Genomic DNA, 14,765 nt, shown 5'->3' on the forward strand with positions numbered 1-14,765 from the left:
GGGATTGGTTGCTGTGCTGCCACGCCAATGACGTTGGGGATTTGAGGAATCAGATAATCATTATAGCCTGTCCTATCAGGGAAAACTCTCTGAGTTAAGTACCGGCCAAGGTGAGAATCTATTAATGGTTTTTCAATAACTCGCTTCTCATCATTGCGGCCAGATGGCGCAAGATTTCTGCTTCTGAAAAACCTAACTCGGTAAACTGGGTTAGACCATCCAGACCGCACACCAGCCCGATCAGCCGCCAGGCAACATCACTGGCATTGATATCTGAGCGAAATTCATCGCAGGTAATGCCGGTATGGATCACCGCCACGGTAGCCGCATGCCAGTCTGACATCGACGCCGCATAGGCTTCCTTAATAAGTTCATCGCGCTCGGCTAGCATTGAAATTTCATTCCACAACCGGGTTTCTCTTCGGCCGGCTTCATCTTGTGGATAGCCCAACACTTGCTGTATCCGTTCAACGGCAGGTAAGTTTTGACTGTTTAGCGCAAAAGCAGATAACGACTGTTTAACTAAGAGTAGAAAAGCATCTGCGCGTAGTCGTGAGACTGATGTGAAATGGTGATGAACTTGCCCAACAGCCACGCCGGCTTCGCTGGCAACACGACGTACAGTGGTTGCCGCCATCCCTTCACTTATCGCGACACGCATCGCAGCCTGCAAAAGGGTGTCGTGGCGTTCCTCACGGTTCAAATAGGCCAAAGAGACTCCTTATCTGACTTATTAGTGTTTCAGCCATTATGTGATGAATTGGACGCTAGTTCAACTTTCCGCTATTATTGACATATTGAACAGGTGTTCAACATTAATATATGCCTTATTTGAGCGTTTTGTATGTCTAAAAAGTGGATGATTTTCTACGTTATTATTCTGATGTATCTCCCAGTTTCTATTGATGCAACTGTATTACATGTGGCCGCCCCACGGCTGGGTATTGCACTGTCAGCCACGGGCAGTGAATTGCTGTGGATTATTGATATTTACTCACTGGTTATGGCCTGTTTGCTGCTGCCAATGGGGGCGCTGGGGGATCGCATCGGTTTCAAACGGTTGGCGTTGTTGGGGTCGGTACTGTTCGGGCTTGCTTCACTGGCGGCGGCTTTTGCACCATCGGTTGCCGCGCTCATTGCGGCACGCGCTTTCTTGGCGATAGGTGCGGCGATGATCCTGCCGGCAACCTTGTCGGCGGTGCGCCATATCTTTACCGATGAACGAGAAAGGGCATTGGCGCTGGGGATATGGGTTGCCATCGGAACGACGGGTGCCGCGATGGGGCCACTGGTTGGTGGATTATTGATGGAATATTTCTACTGGGGTTCAGTCTTCCTGATCAATATCCCTATTATTATTGCAGTGGTTATTGCCACGCTGCTGGTTATACCGAGCCAGCCAGTGCGGGTGGAACAGTCATGGAGATTGGCTCCGGCACTGGTATTGATTACTGCGATCCTATTGCTGGTCTATGCGGCGAAAACCGGGCTGCGCGGCGGGGGAGATATGAGGGTAACTTTCCTAACCGCGTGTATCGGGGGCGCGATGCTGTTTGCTTTTGTTCGTCACCAGTTATCAACGACAGCTCCAATGATCGATTTTCGCCTGATAAGCCAGCGGGTGATCGCTGTTGGTATGGCAATGGCCATGACGGCAATGATAACGCTGGTTGGTTTTGAATTGCTGCTGACACAGGAATTGCAGTTTGTGTTAGGTAAAAGCCCACTCGAAGCGGGTATATTTCTAATGCCATTGATGATTGCCAGTGGTGTTAGCGGGCCGATATCCGGTTGGCTGGTGGCTAAATTGGGGTTACGTACCGTCGCAAGCGCGGGTATTGCATTTAGCTCATTGAGTTTTCTCGGCCTGGCCTGGACCGATTTTGCCACGCAAGTTTATCTGGCATGGGGATGGATGATAGTGCTGGGGTTCAGTATTGAAGCCTCGTTATTAGCTTCTACTGCGGCGATTATGAGTGCGGCTCCCCCGGAAAAAGCCAGTGCGGCAGGGGCGGTTGAGGGTATGGCTTATGAGCTGGGGGCGGGATTCGGGGTGGCAATATTTGGTTTGATGTTATCGCGGGCCTATACCGCGTCTATTGAATTACCAGCAGATTTACCTGCTGATCTCGTTGAGCAGGCCAGTGCTTCTATCAGTGAAACTATTCAGGTGGTCAATAGCCTTGGTGGGAATGAGCATCTACTGACCAGCGCCAAACTTGCCTTTTCTGCCTCGCATAGTTTGGTATTAGGTACTGCCAGCGCACTGTTAATTCTGCTGGCGGTGGTGGTGTGGTTTACCCTGCCGGGGAAGAAAATACGGCAATTGGGCAAACAGAGTGCCACACCTCACTGATTAGCGGGTGGTTAACACTTCATTAATTAAACAGTCATTACTCTTACTTAACTGTGTGATATACCTATTTAGGGTTTGAAACATTAGGGTTTGAAATAGGTAAGGTCTGAGCAATGACTGAGCAAACGTCCTCCGTACAACTTGATCTCGATAGCGCGGCTCAGCCTCCCATAGTGTATATCAGGGGGGATTGGGTACTGGCGCATTATCGCTTTTTGGAACCCCAAGTGGCGCAGTTGCGCGCGAATATGCCCAGTGGCGTGGTATTTGACCTCAACCAACTCGGGGCGTTAGATACCGCCGGTGCAACGTTGCTAGCTCTACTTCTGGGTGAGAATCGTGTGGCAAATTTACGCGAACTTGCGCCTAAATTGCCAGAAGAACGGCGAACCTTACTTGAAACGGTAAGCCATGTATTGCCTGACTTAGCGCCTGAGCCGTCAGAAAAACCCGCACGATTTTGGCTGGAGATGCTGGCTAACACCGGCCGTTCGGTAGATAACTTATGGCAAGATATTAAGTCACTATTGGGCTTTATTGGCCTGACGCTGGAAACCTTGCTGGGAACACTCTTTCGGCCCTCACGCTGGCGCATTACCTCATTAATTGCCAATATTCAACAGATTGGCCTCAATGCTGTACCGATCATTATGTTGCTCACCTTTTTGGTGGGGGCAGTTATCGCTTTTCTCGGTGCCACCGTACTCACTACCTTCGGCGCGGGCATTTTTACCGTCGATTTGGTGGTATTTTCTTTTTTACGTGAATTTGCGGTACTGCTTACCGCTATCCTGATGGCAGGGCGGACAGCCAGTGCTTTTACCGCTGAAATTGGCTTGATGAAAGCCAATGAAGAGATTGATGCTATCCAGACGCTGGGCTTGAATCCGGTCGAATTGCTGGTGCTACCGCGCGTCTTGGCACTATTGATTTCTCTGCCGATGCTGACCTTTATTGGTATGGTTTGTGGTATTTTTGGTGGCATGGTGGTGTGCGCCTTAACACTGGATATCTCTCCAACCATGTTTTTGTCGATTATGCAAAACAGTAATGGGTTGCAGCATTTTCTGGTGGGTATAAGCAAAGCCCCTATTTTTGCTTTCCTGATTGCTATTATTGGCTGTCTGGAGGGGTTCAAAGTGACGGGTAGCGCTGAATCTGTCGGGGTCCATACCACCACCAGTGTGGTGCATTCGATCTTTGTGGTGATTTTGCTTGATGCCGTGGCAGCGCTATTTTTCATGGAAATGGGGTGGTGAGCCAAATGACGCAAGATGCAATTATTCAAATTCGCTCTCTGGTTAACTGCTTTGGCGCACAGTGCGTGCATCAAGGGTTAAATCTTGATGTTAAGCGCGGCGAGGTTTTGGGCGTGGTTGGCGGCTCGGGTACCGGTAAATCGGTTCTGTTACGCAGTATTGTTGGGCTACGTCGTCCGACTGACGGGCAAATTCATGTTTTTGGTGAAGATTTAATGACACTGTCAGGTCAATCCCGCTCCATGGTCGAGCGCCGATTTGGCGTATTATTTCAACGAGGCGCACTGTTCAGCTCTCTAACCGTGACCGAAAACGTGGCGTTGCCATTAATAGAAAACGCCGGGTTACCCCGGGCTGAGGCTGAGCGTCTGGCTCAGGTTAAACTGGCACTGGCCGGGTTACCGCCGGGCACTGGCAGTAAGTATCCGGCATCACTGTCGGGTGGCATGGTCAAACGTGTTGCGTTAGCCCGTGCCTTGGCGCTGGACCCAGATATTCTGTTTCTTGATGAACCGACAGCGGGCCTTGATCCCATCGGTGCGGCGGCGTTCGACAGTTTGATCCGCACCCTGCGGGATGCCCTCAATCTGACGGTATTTTTGGTAACTCACGATCTGGATACGCTGTATACGTTGTGTGATCGTGTGGCGGTGCTTTCGCAGAAAAAAGTGCTGGTGGTTGATACTCTGGATAAAGTTGCGGCGACTGATGATGCCTGGATTCAGGCGTATTTTCATGGCCCACGAGGCCGGGCTGCTTATCAGGCAGCGGCAATTAACAGTGGAGAGAGGTGGTAATATGGAAACCCGTGCTCATCATGTTGTTATTGGTTTGTTCACTCTTATTGTGGTGAGTGCCGCGCTGCTGTTTTGCCTATGGCTGACAAATTCCGGTTCTGACCGCCAGTTCAGATTGTACGATATCGTTTTCAATGAACCGGTGAGTGGCCTGTCACAGGGCAGCACCGTTCAGTACAGCGGGATTCGAGTCGGTGAGGTGACACAATTGCGGTTGGACCGAGAGAATCCTAATAAGGTTTGGGCACGTATCCGCGTCTCTGCATCTACTCCGATACGCGAGGATACTCAAGCCCGCCTGACAGTTGCGGGTATTACCGGCACTTCAAATATTCAATTCAGCAGTGGCAGCCAGGACAGCCCGTTGTTGGAAGGCAAAGATGGCGATGTTCCTATCATTATTGCCACCCCTTCGCCGATGAGTCAGTTACTGGCTAACGGTGAGAATTTCATGACCAATGCGAATGAAGTGTTGGTGCGCTTGAACCAGCTGCTGGCACCGGATAACCAGCAGCGCCTGATAACGACACTGGATAATCTCGCGCTGGTCACTCAAACCGTGGCTGATCAACGTGGCGATCTTCGTACCCTGTTACAGCAGTTGGCGCAGGCCAGTAAACAGGCTAATGAGACACTGGCCCAAACTAATCGCCTGCTGCGTAATGCTAACGGCTTAATGGATGGGCAGGGGAAACAACTGGTCAATGATGCCGCCAAGACCATGGCATCGTTGCAAAATACCAGTACCATCCTCAATAAATTGGTGAATGAAAATAAAACCTCACTCAATAACGGGATGCAAGGGATGAATGAGCTGGGGCCGGCTGTGGATGAGCTGCGCAGAACATTAGCGACATTACGTGCCGCCGTTTCTCGTTTGGAAGAAAACCCAGCGGCCTTGTTGCGCGGCCGTGAAAGAACACAGGAGTTTACGCCTTAATGCTCTCTCTTAATCTAATGCGCTATGCAGGCCGCCGTGTGTGGCTATTGATGATATCTGGCGGGGCGATACTGCTCTCTGCCTGTACCATTTTACCCTCGGCCCCCGTATCACAAGTTTATCTTCTGCCGGTGCCACCAGCAGTGAGTGCGCCGCGCGCGCAGACAGTAAACTGGTCATTACGGGTTTCACAACCGGCGACGAACCAGTTTCTTAATAGCTCACGCATAGCGGTGCAGCCTCAGGGCCAGGAGATTGCAGTTTATAAAAACTCTCGTTGGAGTGATTCAGCGCCGATTCTGGTGCGCAATCGTCTTATTCAGGCGTTCCGTAGTGATGGACGAATCCGCGCAGTCAGTAGCGATGATGACAGCCTACAGGCTGATGTGGAGTTGAGTGGTGATTTGTCTGCGTTCCAAGGGGTATATCATGTTGGTAGCAGCGAAGTGCTGATCCGCTTTGATGCCCGGCTGGTAAGAATTTCGGACCGTAGGATTATTGCGACCCGCCAGTTTGAAATTCGCCAACCGATAACAGGTAGCGAGATGAATGAGGTGATTCAGGCCTTTGGCCTGGCCAGTGACCAGTTAGCCACCCAAGTGCTCAACTGGACCATGCAGCAGTCTCCTCAGTAGCACGGGTTATCAAACTAGGACAGGTTGAAGCGAGAATATCGTGATAGCTTAGGTTTTATTTTAGGCGAGTTGGCAGTAGCTAACTCGCCTTTTTAATCGGCGGTTTATGGATTCAGAGAAAGAATCTCGCCCAAGGGGGAAAATATTCTCTTTATTGTTTTGTGACTAGTATCTCATTGGGTGTGGTACTTATGGTAAGTAAATTATTTAACTTGTTGTATTTCATGTATTTTTAATTAAATTTATCTGTATTTTAATTTTTCATTAAAGAGAATAATATTCTCCAGCTATTAAAAACAACAGGAAAATATGAAAAGTATTTCTCCCATTAAAACCATAAGATAAAAATAAATAAAATCACTGATTAATTATTTCAAATGCAAAAAATTACGCATCAACAGTTGCTCGATTGGTTGAGAAAAGAAGTAAAACTTTCATTAGGTTGTACTGAACCTATTGCTATTGCGTATGCTGCTGCGGTGGCTGCCAAATATCTCAACGCACCGATATTAAAAATAACGGGGGAGATATCGGAGAATCTGTATAAAAATGCGATGGGGGTCACTATCCCGGGAACAACTTATTGCGGAGTGACTCTTGCGGCGGCGATAGGGGCTATTGGCGGTAACGCGGATGCCGATTTAGAAGTATTGAAAGACATTACTGCGGCACAAATTACCCAAGCTTATATGTTCAATGAATCAGGTAAAGTGTGTTTAAACGCAGTAGATGCTGCGGACTTTATTTTTATTGATATTACGTTATATAGCCTTGATGAACACTGCCGGGTTGTGATTCAAGGTGGCCATACCAATGTCACGCAAGTATATATTAATAATATAAAACAAATATTAGCCCGAGACTTAATCACCGACAATGAAAAGGGCGCACTACCCGAATTTTCACTTAACGACGCATTTAAATTTGTGACCGATGTTGGTGCTAAAGATATTATGTTTATGTTGAAAAGTGCTGAGATTAATACTGCGCTTTCTGATGAGGGGCAAAGGAAGAGCTATGGTTTGAACGTGAGTGGGGCGCTGTCGCAGGCCAGGAAAAACGGCTTTATCAGCACTGACTTACTGAGCCAAATGTTGATCAACACCACTGCGGCGTCAGATGCCCGTATGGGAGGCGCACCCTTACCCGCGATGTCAAATTATGGCTCAGGTAATCAAGGGATTACCGTGACAATGCCGGTAGTGACACTTGCCAGACATCTAAATACCGATGATGAAACCCTGGCCAGGGCATTAGCATTGGCTCATTTGGCTGCAATTTCAATTCATATGCGTTATACCCGATTGTCTGCATTGTGTGCGGCTTCAACGGCAGCAATGGGCGCAGCGGCAGGTATGAGTTGGTTATTGACCCAAGATTTTCAGACTATCTCCTACGCGGTCAGTAATATGATCAGTGATATCAGTGGGATTATTTGTGATGGTGCATCAAATAGTTGTGCGATGAAAGTGTCTACTGCCACCGCCTGCGCATTTAAGTCGGTGTTGATGGCGCAACAAAATAGCGTTGCAGGGGAGCGTGATGGCATTGTTTCTTGTAATGTTGAAGGTTCTATCAACAATTTATGTAAATTAGTGTTATCGCCGATGAGGCAAACAGATAAAGAAATTATCAGTATAATGACACGTAAATAAATATTACGGTTTAACTGCGTGGCCTAACGTCATTATTAATAATGATCGGTGGGTTATCGTAAAAATTTAAAGGGACAAATAATGAATAAGTCAAAATCGATCGCGACTCTGGTTATCCATGCCGGAGATCAAGTTGACCGGGGCAATAATGCTATTTTTCCACCAATTACTACTGCCAGTTCTTTCATTCAACCCAATTTAGGCGAAGAAGGGGAGTTTTGTTATTCCCGTTGCAGTAACCCGACAAGATATGCGTATGAAACCGCCTTGGCTGAGTTAGAAGGTGGTATCTATGCCACAGCGACCGCTTCCGGTATGGCAGCAACTGCACTTATATTGGAGTTGCTACCTAAAGATTCCCATGTATTAGTAATGAAAGGGGTCTATGGCGGTACTTATCGGTTGTTTGAACGTCTGCGTAAACACACTTCAGGCACCACATTCAGTTATGTCGATCTTAACGATCTGGCGTCAGTAAATAGCCATATTCAGAAGAATACAGCTTTAATCTGGATTGAAACGCCCACTAACCCACTGTTGGAATTAGTTGATATTGAAGTGGTATGCCAGGTTGCCAAAAGCAGGGGAATAATGAGCTGCGTGGATAATACCTTTGCCAGTGCCTGGAACCAACGGCCGCTCACTTTAGGTGCTGATATTGTTATGCTCTCTACCAGTAAATATATTGGTGGGCATTCAGATTTAATTGGTGGTGCAGTTATTACCAATGTGCAGAATATTGCTGACCAACTGGATTTTTGTAAAACCACCGTTGGGGCTATTGCTTCGCCGTTTGATGCCTATTTGGCATTACGCGGCATGAAAACACTTGATGTTCGTATGGAACGTCAATGCAGTAATGCTTTAAAAATCGCGCAGTTTTTAGCACAACATTCTAAGGTACTAGATGTCCATTACCCTGGTCTGGAATCACATCCTCAATATCAATTGTGTAAAAAACAGATGCGTTCTGGCGGGGCGGTAGTCAGTATCCGATTAAAAGGCGATATAACAGCGGTGAAAACCTTTATTGCCAAGCTAAATTATTTTGTTTTAGCCGAATCACTGGGGGGCGTTGAAAGTATGGTTAACCATTCTGCTTCAATGTCGCATGGTTCTATGTCTCAAAACGAGAGGGAAAATATAGGCATATACGATACAACACTACGGCTTTCAATCGGTATCGAAGATATTAATGATTTAATAGCAGACACAGAGCAAGCCCTTTCCTTTATACAATAATTAATAGGGTAGTCATATGCATGATTATGGCGTGTGGACAATTATAACTCCACTGGTAACTATTTGTTTGGCGATTTTTACTCGGCAGGTAATATTGTCGTTATTAATGGGGATAGTTGTTGGATTTACGGTTATTAATGATCACAATCTACTTCAGGGGATCAGTGGCACTTTAAATGGAATTATTGATATATTCTCTTCTCCAGGTAATACTCGTACCGTTATTTTTATGGTGATGATTGGCGGGATCATGCGCTTAATTGTCGTGACCGGGGGCGTTCGAAGTTTAGTTCGCGCCTTAACAGAAAAAACTCAGTTTGTTACCAATAAAAAAGCAGTGCAGTTGTTGGCGATGGTGATTACGTCAATTATTTTCATTGAAAGTTCGATCAACCAACTTATTGCCGGTGCATCGACCAAAGATCTGGCAAAAAGATACGGTCTATCACCAGAGAAAATGTCTTATATTGTCCAAACCTCCTGTGTATCGGTCTGTTCTTCAGCAATGATTAATGGTTGGGGGGCGGCAATGATGGGGGTTATCGGTGTCCAGATCGCCAAAGGGTACATTGATGGACAGCCTTTTGAGATTCTGGCCAGATCGATGGTATGGAATCTGATGGCATGGTTCTCGTTGGCGTCAGTGCTGTTCTATATTTTCTCCGGGGCATCTTGGGGACCGATGAGAAAAGCTGAGGTGAATTTCACCAGCAAGCAGGATCTGCACGTTGAGAAAGAAAAAGATGAAGTCATTGATCATCCGGCGTGTAATTCATTGCTTAACTTCCTCATCCCTATCTTATCGACAGTTATTGCGGTGCCGGTTGCCCTTTATGTTACAGGGGACGGTGATTTCACTAAAGGTAGCGGCTCTATGTCGGTATATAGCGCCGTGATGTTTGGGACAACGGTTTCTTTTGTTTGGTTCTGTGGGCGACGGATCCTGAATATAGAATCCTTTTTTAAAGAGTTGTATATCGGTTACGCCAGTATGGTGAAAATCAGCTCAATAATGGTATTGGCATTTTTGATGGGGAATGTCTCTGCTGATCTCAATACCGGGCAATATATTGCTACTATCACCTCCGGTGTTATTTCTCCTGGATTCTCAATTGGCTTTATTTTTATTATCAGTGCAATTATGTCGCTAGCGACGGGGACATCATGGGGCACGTTTGCCATTATGATCCCCATAGGTGTTCAGCTTGGGGTTTCTTTGGGGATGCCAGTGGAATATATGATTGGTGCGGCCATTGCAGGTTCTATTTTTGGTGACATGACATCGCCTATCTCTGGTGATGCCATTGTGGCGTCTATGGCGACGGATTGTGACCATATTGAGCATATTCGAACACAAATGCCCTATGCCATTGCAACTGCAAGTATTGTTTTGGCAATCTATCTCTATCTCGGTTTTACGGTATAACCTGATGGCCTTCTATCTTACTGTTAGATAAGAATGATCAACGGATACCCCTCCAAATAATGCCATTATAAATATTTGTAATGGCATTATTTCTGCTTTTAACTCCTGCTATTTCCCGCTGGGAATGCTTAATTTAATGAATTCACCGCTTTTATTTCTGCTGTATTTACCTGCTTGCTTACTGTGCTTATGTCAGGTTAAGTAAAGTCCAACAATTAAACTGACCGAGTAATTATCGACTCCCGCAAAATAACTGACGGCGATTGGAAAAATATATCTTATATAAAATAAGTGTTGATTTTATGTTTCGAAATGTTTGACTATTGTTCTGTAAATTGAGCAAAAGGGAATCATTATGCTTTGGAAAAATACCAGGGAGCAGTTCGGGCGCATGACTATTGCTATCCACTGGTTAGTGGCATTTACGGTGTATGCGTTGTTTGCCCTGGGTTTATGGATGGTAACTCTGGGCTACTACGATGGCTGGTATCATCAGGCACCTGAAATACATAAAAGCATCGGAAGCATACTGTTTGCGGTGATGTTATTTCGGGTGATTTGGCGCTTTATTTCGCCGCCCCCCAAACCCTTATTGAGTTATAGCCGTTTAACTCGGGTAAGCGCGATATTGGCGCATTTGATTTTATATATTGTCCTATTTTGTATCATGTTCAGCGGTTATTTGATCTCAACAGCAGATGGGCAACCAATCAATATATTTGGTTGGTTCAATGTCCCTGCAACACTGACCAATCTACCTGACCAGGCAGATACTGCCGGAACTGTACATCTCTATTTGGCTTGGGCAGTCGTCGTGCTTTCACTGTTGCATGGACTGGCCGCGATTAAGCACCACTTTATTGATGGTGATGTAACCCTTAAGCGGATGCTGGGACGTAGCACCGATTAACCAACTGTATTATGGAGAATTAAATATGTTTAATAAGACCCTGTTGGGCCTGGCTGTAGGTGCACTGATGTTTACCGCAGGCAGTGCCGTAGCCGCCGAATATAAAATCGATAAAGAAGGGCAGCATGCCTTTATCGAATTCAGGATTAAACATTTAGGATATAGCTGGTTATACGGCAGTTTTAATGATTTTGACGGTTCTTTCACTTTTGATGAGAAAAATCCGGCCGCTGATAAAGTTAATGTGGTGATCAATACCAATAGTGTTGATACCAACCATGCAGAGCGTGACAAACATCTGCGTAGTAAAGATTTCCTGAATGTCGGTAAATTCCCACAGGCAACGTTTGAGTCGACTGACGTTAAGAAAAATGCAGAAGGCTATTCGGTCGTGGGTAACCTGACATTAAATGGTGTCACTAAGCCGGTGACATTGGAAAGCAAGTTGACTGGTCAAGGTAGTGATCCTTGGGGCGGTTATCGTGCTGGCTTTGAAGCAAATGGTACTATCAAGCTGAAAGACTTTAATATCACCACTGATTTAGGCCCGGCATCACAGGAAGTCGAACTGATTTTGTCAGTCGAAGGTGTTCGCGCCAAATAGTCAGAGCGATACCAATACCGTCGTTGTTTGACCTAAAGGAGCCTTGTGCTCCTTTTCTTTGGGTGCTACTTCGCGCTGACTTCTGGCGTTAAATGCTAAACTAATTAATCAGATATCTTTCCAATGACTATACTTAAAAAAACGAGCCGTAGCGTGCAAGCATCATTAAAAGATTGATCTGACTCACTAGTCGTATTTAATTGTTTGTGGGGTATATATGGCCAATGTTCCCAAAAAAACGCGCACTATCAAGCCTCCCTCCTATTTAGATGCCATTATTCCGATGTTGTCGTTGGTGTTACTCGTCGGCGCATCTGTCGCTCTGTTTGGCCTAAATGCCGTCAATGGACCATTACAGGTCGCGCTTATTCTTTGCACCATGATTACCGCTGTAATCATTATGAAGAATGGTCATGTATGGGAGGATATTGCCCAATCCACGCGTAAGGGAATATCAACAGTGGTTGGCGCGATATTTATCTTACTTGCTGTTGGTGCATTAATTGGGACCTGGAACATGTCGGGGACGATACCGACTTTAGTTTATTACGGCATTATTCTGATTACACCAAATTGGTTTTTCCCCATTACATTTCTTGTTTGTGTCGGGGTTTCTCTAAGTATTGGCAGCTCCTGGACAACGGCGGGAACCATTGGGGTAGGGTTGGTTGGGTTATCCAATATGATTGGTGTCTCACCAGAGATAACCGCAGGTGCCGTGATTTCTGGTGCCTATGTGGGTGATAAAATCTCGCCATTATCCGAAAGTACTGTGTTGGCCGCACAGTTGAATGGTGTTGAATTGTATCGCCATATACAGGCACAACTTTGGACCACAATTCCTGCCGCATTGGTTGCTTTGGTAGCATTCATCATATTGGGTATCAATCAACAAGCCAGCTTTGATGCCACAATTACGCACGCCGAATTAGCCCGATTTGATGAGTTATTCAACATTACGCCTTGGAATTTACTGCCACTGGTATTCTTACTTGGATTATCCGTCGGTAAAGTCCCGGCACCGTTGGCCATTATTAGCGCGGCGTTATTGGCTGGTGTGATGGCAGCATTTATTCAGCCGCAGGCCATTGCGCGCTTTATTGCTGAACCTGATACCGCGTTACCCATTGCTGCGGTGAAGGGCGTTTGGTTGGCGATGGCTAATGGTTTTCAGGAGAACTCCGGTATTCCACAGATGGATGCATTGTTGTCGCGTGGGGGAATGGACAGCATGCTGCTGACTATCTGGTTGATTATCGGTGCAGTGACATTCGGTATTATGGTGGATGACTTTGGCCTGCTTAATAAACTGGTAACCCCGATTTTGTTGCGGGCTAAAACTGTTGGGCAACTTTTTGCTTCGGCGGTTGCTACGGCCATTGGGCTTAATATCGTCGCGGGTGATCAATATATTGCTTTATTGCTGCCAACACGGTTATTCCACGGTGAATTTGCCAAACGCGGGTTAGCACCTGAAAATCTCTCACGCCTGGTGGGGGATGCCGGTATCGTCACCTCTCCGTTGATTCCCTGGAATTCTTGCGGTGCTTATATGGCGGCGGTATTGGGTGTATCCACCATGGGCTATCTGCCATTTGCGGTATTTAATATTGCCGCGCCGATAGTCACGCTAATACTGGGTATCACCGGCTATAAGGTCCGCCGTATTGTGGTTGAGAGAGCATCATCGGTGCCACCAATAGCCAGTGATCGCCGAGAGGATGGGCTATAAACACCAGCTGTTCCTTGCTATGCCCAATATACGCCCAGTGAACTGGGCGCTTTATTGATGGTTGAGCGCTAATTGGCTTAAATATGGCCCGTCACTGATTGAATCCCTGATAATCAGTTCGGACTGAAATATATTTTCAGTTGATAAATATCCTCCGTCCAGCATTGAAATTAGCCGATTAATGACGTCATTTATCATACCGCTGACGGGGTCTTTAATACTGGATAACGATGGACTTAGAAAAGGTGCAATGGGGATATTGTCGAAGCCAATAAGAGAGACCGCTTCAGGTACGCTGATCCCTGCCTGATTTAATCTTTTCATGGCACCAATTGCCATATCATCATTGCTGGCGATAATCGCACTAAATGGTTGTTGGCTGGCTAATAACGATTCTACCGCAGTTGCACCACTGAGCGGGGTCCATTTTCCTTGAATAATAAGGTTATCGCGCAGCGGAAGAGAAAATGCATTTAATGCTTCTTTATATCCAGAAAGGCGCTCAATCGCTGTTGGTGAATCCAGTGAGCCGGTGATAAATGCAATATCCTGATGGCCCCGCTCAATGAGATATTTTGTCGCATTATAACTGGACCCTTTATGATCGCAGAAAGTACAGTGGCTGTGGTTTTTTCTTAATTTTCTGTTGACCACCATAATGGGCTGCTTATATTTATCAATAATAAGATCCATATCATCCACAGTTAAAAATCGGGGATAAATTATTATTGCGTCGCAACGTAAGTCGAGCAGGAATTGGATTGCTTCTTGTTCCTCTTCCGCGCTGTGTTTCCCGTCAACCAGCACCAGTTGACGGCCATTATTCTCTAATTTTTTGGCCGCTTGAGACAGTATTTCATTAAAGTAGTTACCATTATAAAGAGTATTGGTCACCACCAAACCAATGCATTGTGATTTATTGGTCGCCAGATTTCTTGCCAGCAAGTTTGGTCGATATCCGCTCTCTTCAATCGCTTTATATACCTGCGCTTTAGTCACTTCACTGACATAGCCTTTGCCTGACAGAACACGCGAAACAGTGGCTTTCGAGACACCTGCTTTTTTTGCCACTTCTAGCATTGTAGACATAGGTCTTTCCTACCCGTTGAAAATTATTGTCATTCTATACCTTTCGCCCTCGAAACTGCACGGCTGTTAGCAATATTCACTTACCCTATGGGCGGGTAGACATGCTGTTCCAATTGGGTT

At 46.2% G+C, this 14,765-nt stretch carries 13 protein-coding genes; 11 read left to right on the plus strand and 2 right to left on the minus strand.

What is annotated here, in order from left to right; genetic code table 11:
• Nucleotides 1-121 precede the first annotated feature (121 nt).
• A complete protein-coding gene (locus tag A6J66_001400) occupies nucleotides 122-712 on the minus strand; it encodes a TetR family transcriptional regulator (GenBank protein ID PNM22956.1) in 591 nt (196 codons plus the stop codon).
• Between the two features lie 132 nt (nucleotides 713-844).
• On the opposite strand from A6J66_001400, the gene A6J66_001405 reads away from it, so the two are divergent.
• The 11 genes from A6J66_001405 (at nucleotide 845) to A6J66_001455 (ending at nucleotide 13,556) form a co-directional block, all read left to right on the plus strand.
• Nucleotides 845-2,356 (plus strand): methyl viologen resistance protein SmvA, encoded by a 1,512-nt coding sequence (locus A6J66_001405; GenBank protein ID PNM22957.1) that lies wholly within the window; start codon nucleotides 845-847, stop codon nucleotides 2,354-2,356.
• 113 nt (nucleotides 2,357-2,469) lie between these two features.
• A complete protein-coding gene (locus A6J66_001410) occupies nucleotides 2,470-3,615 on the plus strand; it encodes an ABC transporter permease (GenBank protein PNM22958.1) in 1,146 nt (381 codons plus the stop codon).
• Nucleotides 3,612-4,412 carry an ABC transporter ATP-binding protein gene (locus A6J66_001415; GenBank protein PNM26861.1) on the plus strand — a complete coding sequence of 267 codons (801 nt, stop codon included), beginning with the start codon at nucleotides 3,612-3,614 and terminating at the stop codon, nucleotides 4,410-4,412. The genes A6J66_001410 and A6J66_001415 overlap by 4 nt, the downstream gene beginning before the upstream one ends.
• Before the next feature lies 1 nt (nucleotide 4,413).
• Nucleotides 4,414-5,352, plus strand: a complete 939-nt coding sequence (locus A6J66_001420; GenBank protein PNM22959.1) for an MCE family protein — start codon at nucleotides 4,414-4,416, stop codon at nucleotides 5,350-5,352.
• A complete protein-coding gene (locus A6J66_001425; protein ID PNM22960.1) occupies nucleotides 5,352-5,987 on the plus strand; it encodes an ABC transporter in 636 nt (211 codons plus the stop codon). The genes A6J66_001420 and A6J66_001425 overlap by 1 nt, the downstream gene beginning before the upstream one ends.
• Before the next feature lie 377 nt (nucleotides 5,988-6,364).
• Complete coding sequence (locus A6J66_001430; protein ID PNM22961.1) at nucleotides 6,365-7,642, plus strand: serine dehydratase subunit alpha family protein; 1,278 nt, start codon at nucleotides 6,365-6,367, stop codon at nucleotides 7,640-7,642.
• Between the two features lie 81 nt (nucleotides 7,643-7,723).
• Nucleotides 7,724-8,884, plus strand: a complete 1,161-nt coding sequence (locus tag A6J66_001435; protein PNM22962.1) for a PLP-dependent transferase — start codon at nucleotides 7,724-7,726, stop codon at nucleotides 8,882-8,884.
• 16 nt (nucleotides 8,885-8,900) lie between these two features.
• Nucleotides 8,901-10,310 carry a sodium:proton antiporter gene (locus A6J66_001440; protein ID PNM22963.1) on the plus strand — a complete coding sequence of 470 codons (1,410 nt, stop codon included), beginning with the start codon at nucleotides 8,901-8,903 and terminating at the stop codon, nucleotides 10,308-10,310.
• Nucleotides 10,311-10,665: 355 nt separating this feature from the next.
• Nucleotides 10,666-11,220, plus strand: a complete 555-nt coding sequence (locus A6J66_001445; protein ID PNM22964.1) for a cytochrome b — start codon at nucleotides 10,666-10,668, stop codon at nucleotides 11,218-11,220.
• Nucleotides 11,221-11,245: 25 nt separating this feature from the next.
• Nucleotides 11,246-11,824 (plus strand): YceI family protein, encoded by a 579-nt coding sequence (locus tag A6J66_001450; GenBank protein PNM22965.1) that lies wholly within the window; start codon nucleotides 11,246-11,248, stop codon nucleotides 11,822-11,824.
• A 217-nt stretch (nucleotides 11,825-12,041) separates the two neighbouring features.
• Nucleotides 12,042-13,556: a Na+/H+ antiporter NhaC gene (locus tag A6J66_001455; GenBank protein PNM22966.1), complete on the plus strand. Its 1,515-nt coding sequence runs from the start codon at nucleotides 12,042-12,044 to the stop codon at nucleotides 13,554-13,556.
• A 51-nt stretch (nucleotides 13,557-13,607) separates the two neighbouring features.
• Here A6J66_001455 and A6J66_001460 read toward each other — a convergent pair whose 3' ends face one another.
• Entirely contained in the window at nucleotides 13,608-14,645 is a 1,038-nt protein-coding gene (locus A6J66_001460; GenBank protein PNM22967.1) for a LacI family DNA-binding transcriptional regulator, read from the minus strand.
• Between the last annotated feature and the right edge of the window lie 120 nt (nucleotides 14,646-14,765).

Source organism: Yersinia enterocolitica, from assembly GCA_002082245.2.
Lineage (GTDB): Bacteria > Pseudomonadota > Gammaproteobacteria > Enterobacterales > Enterobacteriaceae > Yersinia > Yersinia enterocolitica_E.

Coding starts and splice junctions, on each gene's coding strand:
- A6J66_001405 (PNM22957.1), top strand. CDS start 845: ATGTCTAAAAAGTGGATGATTTTCTACGTTATTATTCTGATGTATCTC.
- A6J66_001410 (PNM22958.1), top strand. CDS start 2,470: ATGACTGAGCAAACGTCCTCCGTACAACTTGATCTCGATAGCGCGGCT.
- A6J66_001420 (PNM22959.1), top strand. CDS start 4,414: ATGGAAACCCGTGCTCATCATGTTGTTATTGGTTTGTTCACTCTTATT.
- A6J66_001425 (PNM22960.1), top strand. CDS start 5,352: ATGCTCTCTCTTAATCTAATGCGCTATGCAGGCCGCCGTGTGTGGCTA.
- A6J66_001430 (PNM22961.1), top strand. CDS start 6,365: ATGCAAAAAATTACGCATCAACAGTTGCTCGATTGGTTGAGAAAAGAA.
- A6J66_001435 (PNM22962.1), top strand. CDS start 7,724: ATGAATAAGTCAAAATCGATCGCGACTCTGGTTATCCATGCCGGAGAT.
- A6J66_001440 (PNM22963.1), top strand. CDS start 8,901: ATGCATGATTATGGCGTGTGGACAATTATAACTCCACTGGTAACTATT.
- A6J66_001445 (PNM22964.1), top strand. CDS start 10,666: ATGCTTTGGAAAAATACCAGGGAGCAGTTCGGGCGCATGACTATTGCT.
- A6J66_001450 (PNM22965.1), top strand. CDS start 11,246: ATGTTTAATAAGACCCTGTTGGGCCTGGCTGTAGGTGCACTGATGTTT.
- A6J66_001455 (PNM22966.1), top strand. CDS start 12,042: ATGGCCAATGTTCCCAAAAAAACGCGCACTATCAAGCCTCCCTCCTAT.
- A6J66_001460 (PNM22967.1), bottom strand. CDS start 14,645: ATGTCTACAATGCTAGAAGTGGCAAAAAAAGCAGGTGTCTCGAAAGCC.